General features: G+C 57.0%; 12 protein-coding genes. 9 read left to right on the forward strand and 3 right to left on the reverse strand.

What is annotated here, in order from left to right; translation table 11 throughout:
- Positions 1-157: 157 nt before the first annotated feature.
- The 5 genes from KUC_RS00960 to KUC_RS00980 all read left to right on the forward strand — a co-directional run bounded on the left by KUC_RS00960 (position 158) and on the right by KUC_RS00980 (position 6,933).
- Positions 158-1,558 carry an efflux transporter outer membrane subunit gene (locus KUC_RS00960; protein ID WP_040480079.1) on the forward strand — a complete coding sequence of 467 codons (1,401 nt, stop codon included), beginning with the start codon at positions 158-160 and terminating at the stop codon, positions 1,556-1,558.
- Positions 1,559-1,616: 58 nt separating this feature from the next.
- Positions 1,617-2,687: an HlyD family secretion protein gene (locus KUC_RS00965; protein ID WP_040479100.1), complete on the forward strand. Its 1,071-nt coding sequence runs from the start codon at positions 1,617-1,619 to the stop codon at positions 2,685-2,687.
- The gene (rbbA, locus tag KUC_RS00970; RefSeq protein WP_007111190.1) at positions 2,684-5,434 is read left to right on the forward strand and encodes a ribosome-associated ATPase/putative transporter RbbA; all 2,751 of its coding nucleotides are present in this window, start codon (positions 2,684-2,686) and stop codon (positions 5,432-5,434) included. The genes KUC_RS00965 and rbbA overlap by 4 nt, the downstream gene beginning before the upstream one ends.
- Before the next feature lies 1 nt (position 5,435).
- A complete protein-coding gene (locus KUC_RS00975; RefSeq protein WP_007111191.1) occupies positions 5,436-6,560 on the forward strand; it encodes an ABC transporter permease in 1,125 nt (374 codons plus the stop codon).
- A 154-nt stretch (positions 6,561-6,714) separates the two neighbouring features.
- Positions 6,715-6,933, forward strand: coding sequence for a hypothetical protein (locus KUC_RS00980; RefSeq protein ID WP_040479102.1), 219 nt, complete (start codon positions 6,715-6,717; stop codon positions 6,931-6,933).
- Between the two features lie 4 nt (positions 6,934-6,937).
- Here the strand turns inward: KUC_RS00980 and KUC_RS00985 are convergent, their stop codons facing one another.
- Positions 6,938-7,582: a class I SAM-dependent methyltransferase gene (locus KUC_RS00985; protein ID WP_007111192.1), complete on the reverse strand. Its 645-nt coding sequence runs from the start codon at positions 7,580-7,582 to the stop codon at positions 6,938-6,940.
- Positions 7,583-7,622: 40 nt separating this feature from the next.
- Between KUC_RS00985 and KUC_RS00990 the strand changes: the two genes are divergently transcribed.
- From KUC_RS00990 to KUC_RS01005, 4 genes are all read left to right on the forward strand, one after another.
- Positions 7,623-8,006 carry a VOC family protein gene (locus tag KUC_RS00990; RefSeq protein ID WP_008958233.1) on the forward strand — a complete coding sequence of 128 codons (384 nt, stop codon included), beginning with the start codon at positions 7,623-7,625 and terminating at the stop codon, positions 8,004-8,006.
- A gap of 115 nt (positions 8,007-8,121) precedes the next feature.
- Positions 8,122-8,511 carry a DUF4870 family protein gene (locus KUC_RS00995; protein ID WP_007111194.1) on the forward strand — a complete coding sequence of 130 codons (390 nt, stop codon included), beginning with the start codon at positions 8,122-8,124 and terminating at the stop codon, positions 8,509-8,511.
- Positions 8,512-8,513: 2 nt separating this feature from the next.
- On the forward strand, positions 8,514-9,449 hold the full coding sequence (locus KUC_RS01000) for a lysophospholipid acyltransferase family protein (RefSeq protein ID WP_007111195.1): 936 nt from the start codon (positions 8,514-8,516) through the stop codon (positions 9,447-9,449).
- A gap of 13 nt (positions 9,450-9,462) precedes the next feature.
- Positions 9,463-9,813, forward strand: coding sequence for a DUF4870 family protein (locus KUC_RS01005; protein WP_007111196.1), 351 nt, complete (start codon positions 9,463-9,465; stop codon positions 9,811-9,813).
- A gap of 20 nt (positions 9,814-9,833) precedes the next feature.
- On the opposite strand, the gene KUC_RS01010 is transcribed toward KUC_RS01005, so the two are convergent.
- Together KUC_RS01010 and KUC_RS01015 are read right to left on the reverse strand one after the other, a co-directional pair.
- On the reverse strand, positions 9,834-11,243 hold the full coding sequence (locus KUC_RS01010) for a mannose-1-phosphate guanylyltransferase/mannose-6-phosphate isomerase (protein ID WP_007111197.1): 1,410 nt from the start codon (positions 11,241-11,243) through the stop codon (positions 9,834-9,836).
- The gene (locus KUC_RS01015; protein WP_040479107.1) at positions 11,240-12,904 is read right to left on the reverse strand and encodes an alkaline phosphatase family protein; all 1,665 of its coding nucleotides are present in this window, start codon (positions 12,902-12,904) and stop codon (positions 11,240-11,242) included. Before KUC_RS01015 ends, KUC_RS01010 begins: the two co-directional genes overlap by 4 nt.
- Positions 12,905-13,146 lie beyond the last annotated feature (242 nt).

The raw sequence follows: 13,146 nt of genomic DNA on the forward strand, positions 1-13,146 counted from the left end.
TTAACGCCATACTCATTTACATATATTGCTGGGATGCTCGCGCTGTATCGACTCAACACAAGTCCGGCCCACCCCCTTTGCAATCGACTTGGCCAACTAGATGTTAAATATGCCCGTTTCTTTGCCTAAGCTGAAATATCGACATCAGCGCGCCCCCATGAAGAAAGAAAAGGCGGCACGCCTAGCGACAATGCTGCTGGTTCTGGGATTATCCGGTTGCACCTCGCTGGCACCGCCCCATTCCACGCCGGAGGCGGCACTGCCCGATGCCTATTCAAATCAGGTTGCGCCAACAACGGTAGCTGATGCTGATAATGGTTGGCGCAGCTACTTTACCGATACCAGGCTGCAAGCGCTGATAGAACAAGCACTCACCACTAATTACGACCTACGTAGCGCCCTGCTGCGTGTTGAACAGGCCCGGGCCGCCTATGGCATTCAACGCGCTGAGCGGCTGCCCACCCTTGGTGTAGAAGCAGCCGGTGAGCGCTCACGCACACCTGCTGACCTGAGTCCCAGTGGTCGCACACGGATCGGCAACCAGTTCCAGGCTGGTGTTGGCTTCAGCACCTGGGAACTAGATTTCTGGGGGCGGGTACGCAACCTCAATGAAGCCGCCCTCGAGCAATATCTAGCCACCGACGAGGCGCGTCGTGCCACCGAGATCAGCCTTATCGCCCAGGTCGCCGACAGTTATTTTCGCCTTCAGGAATTGGATGAGCGCCTGGATCTTGCCCGCCGCACCATCGATAGTCGCCAAGAATCACTGCGGATATTTACCCGGCGTGTTGAAGTAGGAGCAACATCGCCGCTGGAACTCACCCAAGTTGAAATGTTGCTGCAGCAAGCCAAGGCGTTGGGCGCCCAGTTGGAGCAGGCCTATGCTCAACAGGCGAATGCCCTGGCACTGCTAGTAGGCTCGCCCATCGAAACGGTAGCGGGCGACGAACATAAAATAGCTGCGGATGCTCTGGCCCCTCTCGCGCCGGGGCTGCCTTCGGAACTCCTGATCCGCCGCCCCGACATTCGCTCGGCCGAGCACCTCCTGCGCTCTGCAAACGCTAATATTGGTGCGGCGCGGGCGGCTTTCTTCCCGCGTATTGCCCTCACCGGCAACCTGGGCACAGCGAGTGCCGACTTGGGTGGCCTGCTCGGCTCCGATAGCCAGGCGTGGAATTTCTCGCCAACGCTGTCACTGCCCATTTTCGATAGCGGACGCCGGCGCGCCAACCTGACACTGGCCGAGCTACGCCGCGAACAGGCCGTGGTGGAATACGAACAAACTATCCAACAGGCCTTCCGTGATGTCGCCGATGCCCTGGCAGCCAACCGCTGGCTAGCAGAGCAGCTGGAAACCGCCAGTGCCATGCTGGCGGTGCAACGCGAACGCACACGTCTGGCTATGCTGCGCTATGAAAGCGGTGCGGTGCCCTACCTGGAAGTTTTGGATGCCCAGCGTGACCTGCTCTCAGCCGAACAACAGCGGGTAGAAAAGCGCCGCCAATTGCTGTCGGCTAGGGTGGCCTTATATACCGCTCTGGGCGGCGGACTAATTTAGCTTACAAATATTCCTGAACCCACCCACCTTACGCTGAATGACATTAGGGCCTAGCCATATGCATCTTCCGCTCAAGAAACTGATCCTTGCCGCTGGGGTAATCCTGATCGCTGCCGGAGGCTACTACTACTGGTCTGAACTGCGCGGCGAAGGCCTTGGGGAAGGCTTCGCCAGCGGCAATGGCCGCATCGAGGCCACTGAAATTGATATCGCCACCAAGCTTCCCGGACGCGTTGACGCGGTATTGGTTGATGAAGGCGAGTTCGTCACCGTCGGCCAACCCCTGGCACGCATGCAGATTCAGGTGTTGGAAGCTCAGCGCGACGAGGCCGCAGCCCATCATCAGCAGGCACTCAACACCGTACTCAGTGCTGAAGCGCAAGTCGCCCTGCGCCAAAGTGACCACCTCGCCGCCCAGGCCGTGGTAACTCAACGCGAAAGTGAGCTTGATGCCGCCCAGCGCCGCTTGGCACGCTCGGAAACCTTATCGCGGGAAGGAGCTGCATCGGCACAGGAACTCGATGATGACCGTGCTCGGGTCAATAGCGCACGGGCAGCGGTTGCCGCCGCCAATGCCCAGGTTGATGCCGCCCAGTCCGCCATCGAAGCAGCTCGCGCCCAGGTAACCGGTGCCAACTCAGCGGTTGCCGCCGCGGATGCCACGATTGCGCGGATCGCCGCCGACATCACCGACAGTCAATTGGTTGCGCCTCGTGCTGGCCGCGTGCAGTTTCGCATTGCCCAGCCAGGCGAGGTGCTTCCGAGCGGGGGGCGGGTGCTCAACCTGGTCGATCTGGGCGATGTACACATGACATTCTTCCTGCCTGCCGAACAGGCAGGACGCGTGGCCCTGGGTAGCGAGGCGCGCATCATCCTGGATGCCGCACCAGACTTGGTCATACCGGCACGCATCTCGTTTGTCGCCAGCACCGCGCAATTCACCCCAAAGACGGTGGAGACGGCATCGGAACGGCAGAAGCTGATGTTCCGAGTAAAGGCACAGATCGACCGTGACCTCCTTCAACGTCATCTTGAACAAGTCAAGACCGGCGTACCCGGCGAAGCCTGGGTCAAGCTTGACCCCGACATCGAGTGGCCCGCCGAGTTGGCTATTCGGGTACCGCAATGATAGAGGCCCCGCTCTCTTCGCTTCCATCGGTGGTGGTGAAACTTTCCGCAATCCAACTGCATTATGGCAAGCGGATCGCTCTGGAGGGCATCGACCTGGAGATCCCCGCTGGTGGGATGGTCGGCCTAATAGGGCCTGACGGTGTCGGAAAATCCAGCTTATTGGCGCTAATTGCTGGAGCACGCGCCGTCCAAGAAGGGCAGATTGAAGTGCTCGGTGGCGATATGACCAGTAAGCGCCATCGCGACAGCATTTGCCCACGCATTGCCTACATGCCCCAAGGGTTGGGCAAGAACCTCTACCCGACCCTCTCAGTGGAGGAAAACCTGCAGTTCTTTGCCCGCCTTTTTGGCCATGGGCATGCCGAACGGCGTCGGCGTATCGACGATCTGACCCGTAGCACCGGGCTGCACGGCTTTCTGAACCGTCCAGCTGGCAAGCTTTCCGGCGGCATGAAGCAAAAGCTCGGTCTGTGCTGTGCGCTGATCCATGACCCCGACTTGTTGATCCTCGACGAGCCGACCACCGGTGTCGACCCATTGGCCCGCGCCCAGTTCTGGGAGTTGATCGCACGTATACGTCGCCAAAGGCCACAAATGAGCGTGGTGGTAGCGACTGCCTACATGGATGAGGCCCAGCGTTTCGACTGGCTGGTGGCCATGGATGACGGCAAGGTTCTTGCCACCGGAACGCCAGAGGCGTTGCTCGAACGCACCGACAGTGACTCTCTGGAAACCGCCTTCATCGCCCTGTTACCGGAAGAGAAAAAACGCGACTACGCACCGGTGCATATCCCGCCCCTGGCCCAAGACGACAATGAAATCGCCATCGAGGCTAAGGATCTCACCATGCGTTTTGGCGACTTTGTCGCCGTCGACCATGTCAGCTTTCGCATCCGACGTGGCGAGATTTTCGGCTTTCTCGGTTCCAATGGTTGCGGCAAGTCGACCACTATGAAGATGCTCACTGGACTGCTACCGGCTAGTGAAGGCCAGGCACGGCTGTTCGGCAAACTGGTCGATACCCGCGATATCGATACCCGCCGCCGCGTGGGTTACATGTCTCAGGCATTCTCGCTTTACGGCGAACTGACCGTCGAGCAGAACCTGGTATTGCATGCCCGTCTTTTCCAGGTACCGGAAGCCGAAATAGCCGCTCGCGTGGATGAGATGGTGAACCGTTTCGGCCTACAGGATGTGTGCGGCAGCCTGCCAGAAAGCTTGCCACTGGGAATCCGCCAGCGTCTATCCCTGGCGGTGGCGATGGTCCACAAACCCGAACTCCTGATCCTGGACGAACCGACCTCGGGGGTCGACCCCATTGCCCGGGACAATTTCTGGCGACTCATGATCGAGCTGGCTCGCCGCGACCGGGTGACCATTTTCATTTCCACCCATTTCATGAATGAAGCTGAGCGTTGCGATCGCATGTCGATGATGCACGCTGGTCAGGTGCTCGATAGCGACACCCCAGCGGCACTGGTGGAAAAACGCGGGGCGGCGACACTGGAAGAGGCATTCATCGGTTATCTGACCGAAGCAGGCGCCGACGAGCAGGACCCAGAAGCGCCCGAGGCGACCTACACTCCTGCTACCACCACACCTCAGAACGCCATAAAGCACCACGCCTTCAGCCTCCAGCGGCTACTCAGCTACACCTGGCGAGAGTCGCTGGAGCTTCGCCGCGACCCTGTGCGCGGCACCCTTGCCCTACTTGGCTCGCTGATCCTGATGTTGGTAATAGGCTACGGCATCAGCCTGGATGTGGAGGATCTCAGTTATGCCATCCTTGACCGAGACCAGACAACCCTGAGCAATAGCTACGCTCTGAATCTGTCCGGTTCCCGCTACTTCATCGAACAACCGCCGTTGACCGATTACGCGGATATGGACAAGCGCATGCGCAGTGGCGAGCTCGCCCTGGCCATTGAAATCCCCCCTGGCTTTGCTCGTGAAGCGAAGCGGGGCCACCCGGTGGAAATCGGAGCCTGGATCGATGGTGCGATGCCCCAACGTGCCGAGACCATCCGTGGTTACGTACAGGGCATCCACCGGCAGTGGTTGCAGGAGCAGGCCGGACAGGCCACGAACCCAAGTAGTGTCGCCGCCAGTGTCGAGACGCGCTTTCGCTACAATCCCGATGTACAGAGCCTGCCGGCAATGGTGCCGGCGGTGATCCCGCTGCTATTGATGATGCTGCCGGCGATGCTGACTGCCTTGGCCGTGGTGCGGGAAAAGGAGCTCGGGTCGATCATCAATCTCTACGTCACGCCGGTAACCCGCAGCGAATTCCTGATCGGGAAGCAACTCCCCTATATCGTGCTCGCCGTCATCAATTTCCTGCTGATGGCGATACTCGCGGTCACGCTGTTCGGCGTCCCCATCACGGGAAGCTTTATGACGCTGCTGCTGGCCGTAGTGATCTACAGCATTATCGCCACAGGCATGGGGCTGCTCGCTTCGACCCTGACACGCAGTCAGATCGCTGCGATGTTCTTCGCCATCATCGGCACGCTGATTCCTGCGGTGCAGTTCTCTGGGATGATCGACCCTGTCAGCTCACTGGAGGGCGCAGGGCGTTTCATTGGCAATATCTACCCCACTTCCTACATGCTGACCATCACCCGCGGCGTATTCAGTAAGGCTTTGGGGCTAAGCGACCTCTATACCCTGTTCGTGCCGCTATTGATCGCGGTGCCGACGATTATGGGGCTTTCCATCTTCTTGTTGAAAAACCAGGAGCGCTAAGATGCATAGTGTCCTGACCATCTACCGGCTGGGCGTCAAAGAGCTATGGAGCCTGATCCGTGATCCGATCATGCTGATACTGATCGTCTATGTATGCAGTATTTCGGTCTACACCAAAGCCACCGCCTTGCCCGAAAGCCTGCACATGGCCCCTATCGCCATCGTCGATGAAGACAACTCGCCACTGTCGTCCCGTATCATCACAGCCTTCTATCCTCCCCAGTTCGCCACCCCAGCTAGAATATCGCTCCCCGAGGTCGACCCTGGGCTTGACGCCGGCCACTACACCTTCGTGCTTAATATCCCACCCGACTTTCAGCGCGACGTGTTGGCCGGCCGTAGCCCCCAGATTCAGCTCAATATCGATGCCACTCGCATGAGCCAGGCCTTCACCGGCAACGGGTATATCCAGCAGATCGTCATGGACGAAATCAACGAGTTCACCCAACGTTACCGCAGCCACAGCGCACCGCCGGTCGACCTGACACTACGGGCGCGCTTCAATCCAGGACTTGAGAAAGCCTGGTTCGGCTCGCTGATGTCGATCATCGATAACATCACTATGCTGTCCATCATCCTTACCGGCGCGGCATTGATACGCGAACGCGAGCACGGCACCATCGAGCACCTGCTGGCGATGCCGGTCACCCCGACGCAGATAATGTTGGCCAAGATCTGGTCGATGGGCCTGGTTGTGCTGGTCTCCGCGTTACTCTCGCTTTACCTGGTAGTCAGTTGGGCCTTGCAGGTACCCATTGCGGGTTCGGTAGCACTGTTCGCTGTAGGGGCGGCATTACATCTCTTTGCTACCACCTCTATGGGTATCTTTCTGGCCACCCTGGCGCGCAACATGCCACAATTCGGCATGCTGATGGTACTGGTGCTGCTGCCGCTGCAGCTGCTCTCGGGCGGTGCCACACCGCGCGAGAGCATGCCAGAAACTGTCCAGCACATCATGCTCCTCGCCCCGACCACTCACTTCGTCGAATTGGGTCAGGCGATCCTCTACCGCGGCGCCGGAATCGACGTGGTGTGGCCGCAGTTCTTTTTTCTAATGCTGATCGGGAGCTCCCTATTCGCCTTCTCCCTGTCTCGTTTTCGCAAGGCTATCGGACAAATGGCGTGACAGTCATTTCAATGTCCGTTTTCGGGCCTGGAAACGACCGGCCGATAAACGAGGCCGCCGAAGCAACGGTGAGCGCTATGATCACTCCCCGACACACACTTCTTCCGAGACACCGAAGCGCCGGCGTTTACCCGTAGAGGTGCGAAAGGAACAGATGCTTGATGCCACCCTGGCCGATAATGCACCCTTATTGTTCGCCCCCTCGCTCTATGCAGTGCTTAGGCGAATGATCTTCAAGGAGACCATGCCACAGGATTTCCTGTCGTTGCGCAGGGCACATGCCGGCATGTTTCTCGAGCTTCTCCGCCCCCGCCTAAAGGTGCTTCCGGCTTTGCTGATCTCGACAGCAACTGATACAGCATTTCTGACGTAGCTCATCAATCCTCTCGACAGCGCAGCAACACTACATCTGCCCCTGGGAACTCCACCGCCATGTTCCAGTGTTCTCCTATCCAGCGAAACGTCGCTTCACTAAAAAAACTAACGTGGGTAGGGTCGCTAATATAGTGCCAGAGGGCAAAGGCCTCGGGCGAAGTGACGCGCTTGGTCATAAGTCCCAGATAACCATTTGGCGCGAGTTGTGCAACCAATTGAGTCAGCACCTCACCAGGCTGCGACAAGTGCTCAACCACTTCTGTGGCGGTGATAAAATCAAACGTCTGGGTGAGAACCGAGGCATCAGGGGCATAAAAAGGGTCGTAGATGGCCATCGTGAAGCCTTGCTCTGCGAACATCACCGACAGCGTTGGCCCAGGCCCGGAACCAAAATCGAGGCCGCGGGCGTTAGGTTCGAGCTTCGCTAGCAGCGGGGTAAATAAACGCCCTAAAAAGCGCCGGTATCCCGTATCATGCGGCGAGTTTTGATGTTTATCGTATTCGGCCTTTTCTGCAGCGGCGTTCAAATGCTGCTCGGGGGGGACAAATACCAGCTCGCACGTGGCACACTGGTAGTAGTCACGACGCCGATCCCGGTGGTAGAGCGCAGTAGTGGATTCCGCGCAGAGCGGACAGCGACGCATCATCGTATTCTCTGGCTTATCGTTAGGTATTAAGGAAGGTGGCATGCTATCAGGTCTGGATCATCTTGTTGTTACCGTGACCGACATGGGTCGCGCTGTCGATTTTTATTCACGTGTGCTTGGCTTAGACGTCCGCTATCGCGATGCTCAACGGGTCGATTTAATGCTCGGCGATACGGCGCTACGCCTGCATCAAACCGATACCGACATTGCCCCTATTTCAGCAACGCCCACGCCTGGCAGCCTGGATCTATGCCTGCGTTGCCAACTGCCGTTGGATGAATTCAAGCAGCACCTGGATGCACTGGCTATTGATGTAGAGCTGGGCCCCGTGGCTCGCCAAGGCGCCAATGGCCCGATTGAGTCAATTTACCTGCGTGACCCGGATGGCAACCTGTTAGAGATTTGCCGCCCCGCTGCGCGTTAATGCTATGTCTAATGAACCAAGATATTATATATCGCACTTAACAGTGCGTCCCGAGACGCACTAGTCATCAACACCCACGACAGCACTTCATACAGATTTTGCGAAAGGAAACGTTATGCGTGATAACGAAAGTGATTCCCCACTCGAAGGCAACGTAGCCAGCGAAGAGCAAAGCCTTCAGCCCGACACTACCATGGCGATGGTTATCTATGCGCTCTATCTGGCCAGTTTTATCCTTGGTTTTACTTCGATTATCGGTGTAGTTATCGCCTACGTCTATAAAGGCAAAGGCCCTGCGTGGCTGGAAGAGCACTACCGCTACCAGATTCGTACGTTCTGGATGGGCTTGGTGTACGGCGTTGTTTTTTCGCTGTTGACTCTGATATTGATCGGTTTCCCGTTGCTGTTAGCGCTCGCGGTCTGGCTGATTATCCGCTGCGTTAAAGGCTTTAAAGGGTTACAAGAAAAACGCGCCCCTTCTAACGTAGATTCCTGGCTGTTTTAGCTATGACGCAACCAACGGATAACACCAGCGGACGTTTTTCAAAGGCCAGTGCCATAAGCTGGCTATGGCGTCAGCTGTCACGTTGGCCGCTTGGCCTGCTATGGCGTTTTGCTTCACTGCTAGGCCCGTTGGTCTATCACTTCAGTCAACGCGAGCGCCGGGTAACGGAAGCCAATCTTAACGTCGTAAACCCGAACTCCACAGTTGACGAGCGCAAACAACTCGCCAAGCAAAGCCTGAAGCATTCAGCAGCTACCATGTTGGAGTTAGGCCACGCCTGGATGGCGGAACCTAATAAAGTGGAAGCAAGCATTTTGGCAGTGCACGGTCGCGACAAACTCGATAACGCCCGCACCGAAGGCCGCGGCGTAATTGTGCTTGCACCTCACTTCGGTAACTGGGAAGTACTGAACTTTTGGCTATCGAGCCATTTTCCTTTCACCGCCATGTACGAGCCACCCAAAATCAGCGCCCTCGACCCTGTGATTCGTCATGGCCGCGAGCGCATGGGGGCAAGCCTAGTGCCCACCAACCCCCGCGGCGTGGCAGCACTGCTTAAAGCACTGAAACGCAGCGAAGCGATTGGCATACTGCCTGACCAGGAGCCCGATTGGGGCAGTGGCGTTTTCGCGCCTTTCTTTGGCCGCGATGCCTACACCGCCACCCTGCTGCCGAAACTGGTCGCGCGCACCCAGGCACGGGTGGTCACAGGCGTCGCTCTACGACTCCCTGGCAAAGGATTTGAAATCCATTTTTTAGATGCCGACGAGTGGGTCTATAGCAACGATGATGTGCAGTCTGCCACCGGTGTCAATGCCAGCGTCGAGAGTGCGATTGCTCTGGATCCGGCACAGTATCAATGGGAGTACAAACGCTACCGTAAAGTGGTGCAAGAACAGCAAAAACTGGCCAATTTCAGCGATTTCCGGCTTTATTGATAAGAGTTTACTGATGACCCAAAAATATATACCTCGCGATGAGATACGCGCGCCACAGATTATTTATGCGCTTTACTTAGCAGGCATAGTCACAGCCAATATCACTCTGCTGATTGGCGTTATCATTGCCTATGTTTATCGTAAAGAAGCAGCACCCTGGCTGCAGCAGCACTACCGCTACCTGATCCGCACCTTCTGGATCGGCACGCTGTATGCCTGCATCGCCTTTTTGCTCAGCATTGTGATAGTCGGCACCCTGCTCTGGCCACTGCTAGCGGTATGGCTAGGCGTGCGCTGCCTGCTCGGCTGGATTGTTGTACGCAAAGGCCAGCCCCCGGCACGCCCGACTAGCTGGCTTTGGTAAGCGGCGTGTCACTCCGTCCTTCACTCATCGCTATCACGGGCGTAAACATCGTCTAAGCGCTCGATATCGTCTTCGCCCAAGTAGCTACCCGACTGCACTTCGATCAGTTCAAGGGGTATTTTGCCGGTATTTTCCAGCCGATGCAGTGCCCCAATGGGAATATAGGTGGACTGGTTTTCGGTTACCAGGAAGCTACGCTCATCAAGTGTTACCTGCGCGGTTCCTCTTACCACAATCCAGTGTTCAGCGCGATGATGATGGCGCTGCAGGGAGAGCCGCCCACCGGGCTTCACGGTAATGCGCTTAACCTGATAACGCTCGCCGCTGTCCATCGCTTGAAAACTGCCCCAGGGGCGCTGTACTTGGGGTGCCGAGCACGGCTCGCTGCGCCCCGCCTGGGAAAGTGATGCCACCAGTTGCTTCACGGCTTGCGCCTGATCACGGTGGGCCACCAGTACGCTATCCGAAGTCTCCACTACGATGAGATTATGCACGCCCAGCGTAGTCACCAAGCGGTGTTCGGCAAATACCAGCGAATCCTGCGTATCGGTCAGCCATGTATCGCCTTTGGTGGCGTTGCCCGCCGCGTCAGGCTTAACGGTTGCCAATAGCGCATCAAAACTACCGATATCGCTCCACGCGGCGGCTAAAGGCACCACAGCGGCGTGGTTGCAGTGTTCCATCACCGCGTAGTCGATAGAATCCGCTGGGCAGCGGCGGAACGCCACTTCGCCCAAGCGCAGAAAATCCAAGTCGCGATGCGCACTGCTAACCGCCTCTTCGCAGGCTTCAAGCATGGCTGGCTGTAGCTGTTTTAGCTGGTCTAAATAGCGGGAGGCACGCAGCAAAAACATGCCGCTATTCCATAGGTAATCGCCGCTGTCGATTAACTCTACAGCACGCTTGGCATCGGGTTTTTCTATAAAAGCGGCAAGATGGTGGCCGCCTTTCAGCGGGGCGCCACAGGCAATATAACCATAGCCTGTTTCAGGCTGCGTCGGCACAACCCCAAAGGTGACTAGGTAACCCGCTTCGGCTAACGGCGCGGCAAGTGAAACGCTGTGTTGAAACGCCTGAACATCGCCAATCACATGATCAGCCGGAAGCACTAGCAGCAGCGGATCATCTCCAGACTGTCGCGCCAGCAGCGCCGCACAGGCAATCGCTGGGGCGGTATTGCGGCCTTCGGGCTCAAGTACTAGGGTCGCGGCTTGATCCATTTCGCGTAGTTGTTCGGCCATTAAAAAACGGTGGCTATGATGACCCATCAGCATTGGCGCTGCGTCGGTTAACCCGACTAAGCGGCTTAAGGTTTGCTGGAGAAGGCTCTGGGATGAGGTTAAGCGCAAAAACTGTTTTGGCATCTGTTCCCGAGAGAGCGGCCAGAGCCGCGTGCCGCTCCCCCCGCTCAAAATCACTGGCTGAATCATTGCTGCGTCCTTGTCATTGTCTTTGAACCAGAGGCTGACCTTGAATCAGTGATTTTCCCTGTTTCCGAGTCAGCGCCTACGTCATTCGCTAACTCTCCAAAATCGGCCTGTAGCCAGTGGCGTAACTGGCTCATTCTAGGCGCATTGCTCGACTCTTCGAGCGTAGGCAATGTGCCGGGAACAAAGCCACGCTTTATAAAGGGCGCTAATAGCTCCGGATCGCCGCTAATAATATGCACCGGTACTGCCGCACTGGCATCATCGCCGGTAATCAACGGCGCGGCTTGATGGTCACCCAGCACTATCATCAGGGTATTGTTATCCACTACGCGCTCGGCCCAGCGGCCAGTGACTTTCACAGCGTAGTCCACCGACCAGGCATAGTGATCGCGAATACGCTCAATCTCCTGCCACAACACTTCTGGCGGGTCGCCAGCGTCCTCCCAAGGGGCAAAAATACGCCCATCGCCAATGGATGACCAATCATCCAATACAGGCAGAATGGGTGTCCAGGGAGCATGGCTGGAGATCAGTGCTAATTGGGCAAAGACCGGCGTCTCACCCAGCAAGTAACGCTGGGTGTAATCGAGGGTAAATTGATCCGGCATGGTTACCCAATTGAGAGCAGGTCCGGCGTAGGCGATATCTTTCGCTGCGGCAATTTCATCGAAACCGTAGGCCTCCCCTTCCGGCCACGCCATGGTAATCGCGGGCATCACACTAAGGGTGCGCTGCCCAGTGGCACGAAAATCATCGATCAAAGTGGAGTGTTCGCTGTCCAACATCAGCTGATACCACAGCTGATTGTCGATCCACCGGCCACTGAGTGCGGTCGCGTGGGCCAGCCAGGATTGGCCACCGCGAATGGGTGATTTCAACATGCCAGAGACCACGTGGAGATCACGCGCTGCTAACCGCTGCTGCATATCGGCCAGGGTGGGAAGCAGAACATCCGCATAACGCGGATCCTCCAGTGCCGAGATACCGTAAGACTCAATAAAGGTGAGCAGTACATTGTGTCCTTCAAGCCCCGGTAGCGACTGGGCTTCCAGCGGCGCGGCTTCCAATTGGGCAGTAAAGGACAGACGAGCGGCATGGGTATCGGTAATTTGCTGCCACTGAAAACGCGTGGTGTTCACCATCGGCAAACGCGCGCTATCTACCAGTCGCACACCATTGAGTTCAAGCGCTGCGCTGGTGGTGGCAACGACCATCAGCATTAATGCGGCCGCTCCAGGCAGACGCTTAACAGAGTAGGTGACGGGTGGCAGCAGCAGGCGTGCTAAACCCACGGTGATAGCAACTAACACGGCGGCCCCCGCCAGTAGTGCGCAAACTGCCAGCAGTTGGCCTACATTACCTACAAGCAGGTGATAAATTGAGCGCAGCAAGGGTACGTCAAGATAGAGATTGAGTGGCCGGGCAAAGGCCATTTGGGTGGCAGCGTCACCTAGGTTGGCGGCTGTTACCAGCACGATCCAACTGACAAACCCGACCCCCACTATGCGGCGCGCTTGGCCAGCAGGAAGCAGCAGCATAAGTGGCGCAATGATGAGCGCCTCCCAAGCGAGTAAATAGGCGCTGATCTCGCCAAAACGCCACCATAGCGGTGCAATGAGTAAGAGATTCAGCATGAAAAACATTAGTAATAATCGACTCATCGCATCCTCATAGGCGCCTGCTTTAGCTTAAAGTGTCAAAGGTACAACCTGTCAGCGCCCAGATTCGAAGTGAGTCTGTACCCAATCGCAAGACAAGAGAGCAAGGAATAAGGCTGCTGAAACACACAATAATCATGTACTGTAATATTTTATCGTATAGTTATTGTGTAAACATTTCACGCTTTGCTTGGCATAAGGTCATGCGTTTTGCAGACCTTCACCGGAAAGGAATTCGCCCATGT

This window comes from Vreelandella boliviensis LC1 (assembly GCF_000236035.1).
GTDB classification, from domain to species: Bacteria; Pseudomonadota; Gammaproteobacteria; order Pseudomonadales; family Halomonadaceae; genus Vreelandella; species Vreelandella boliviensis.

Bases quoted from the DNA above. Each gene is read 5' to 3' on its own strand.
- KUC_RS01000 (WP_007111195.1), top strand. From the start codon at position 8,514: ATGACGCAACCAACGGATAACACCAGCGGACGTTTTTCAAAGGCCAGT.
- KUC_RS00975 (WP_007111191.1), top strand. From the start codon at position 5,436: ATGCATAGTGTCCTGACCATCTACCGGCTGGGCGTCAAAGAGCTATGG.
- KUC_RS01005 (WP_007111196.1), top strand. From the start codon at position 9,463: ATGACCCAAAAATATATACCTCGCGATGAGATACGCGCGCCACAGATT.
- KUC_RS00965 (WP_040479100.1), top strand. From the start codon at position 1,617: ATGCATCTTCCGCTCAAGAAACTGATCCTTGCCGCTGGGGTAATCCTG.
- KUC_RS00980 (WP_040479102.1), top strand. From the start codon at position 6,715: ATGCTTGATGCCACCCTGGCCGATAATGCACCCTTATTGTTCGCCCCC.
- KUC_RS00990 (WP_008958233.1), top strand. From the start codon at position 7,623: ATGCTATCAGGTCTGGATCATCTTGTTGTTACCGTGACCGACATGGGT.
- KUC_RS01015 (WP_040479107.1), bottom strand. From the start codon at position 12,904: ATGAGTCGATTATTACTAATGTTTTTCATGCTGAATCTCTTACTCATT.
- KUC_RS00960 (WP_040480079.1), top strand. From the start codon at position 158: ATGAAGAAAGAAAAGGCGGCACGCCTAGCGACAATGCTGCTGGTTCTG.
- KUC_RS00995 (WP_007111194.1), top strand. From the start codon at position 8,122: ATGCGTGATAACGAAAGTGATTCCCCACTCGAAGGCAACGTAGCCAGC.
- KUC_RS00985 (WP_007111192.1), bottom strand. From the start codon at position 7,582: ATGATGCGTCGCTGTCCGCTCTGCGCGGAATCCACTACTGCGCTCTAC.
- KUC_RS01010 (WP_007111197.1), bottom strand. From the start codon at position 11,243: ATGATTCAGCCAGTGATTTTGAGCGGGGGGAGCGGCACGCGGCTCTGG.
- rbbA (WP_007111190.1), top strand. From the start codon at position 2,684: ATGATAGAGGCCCCGCTCTCTTCGCTTCCATCGGTGGTGGTGAAACTT.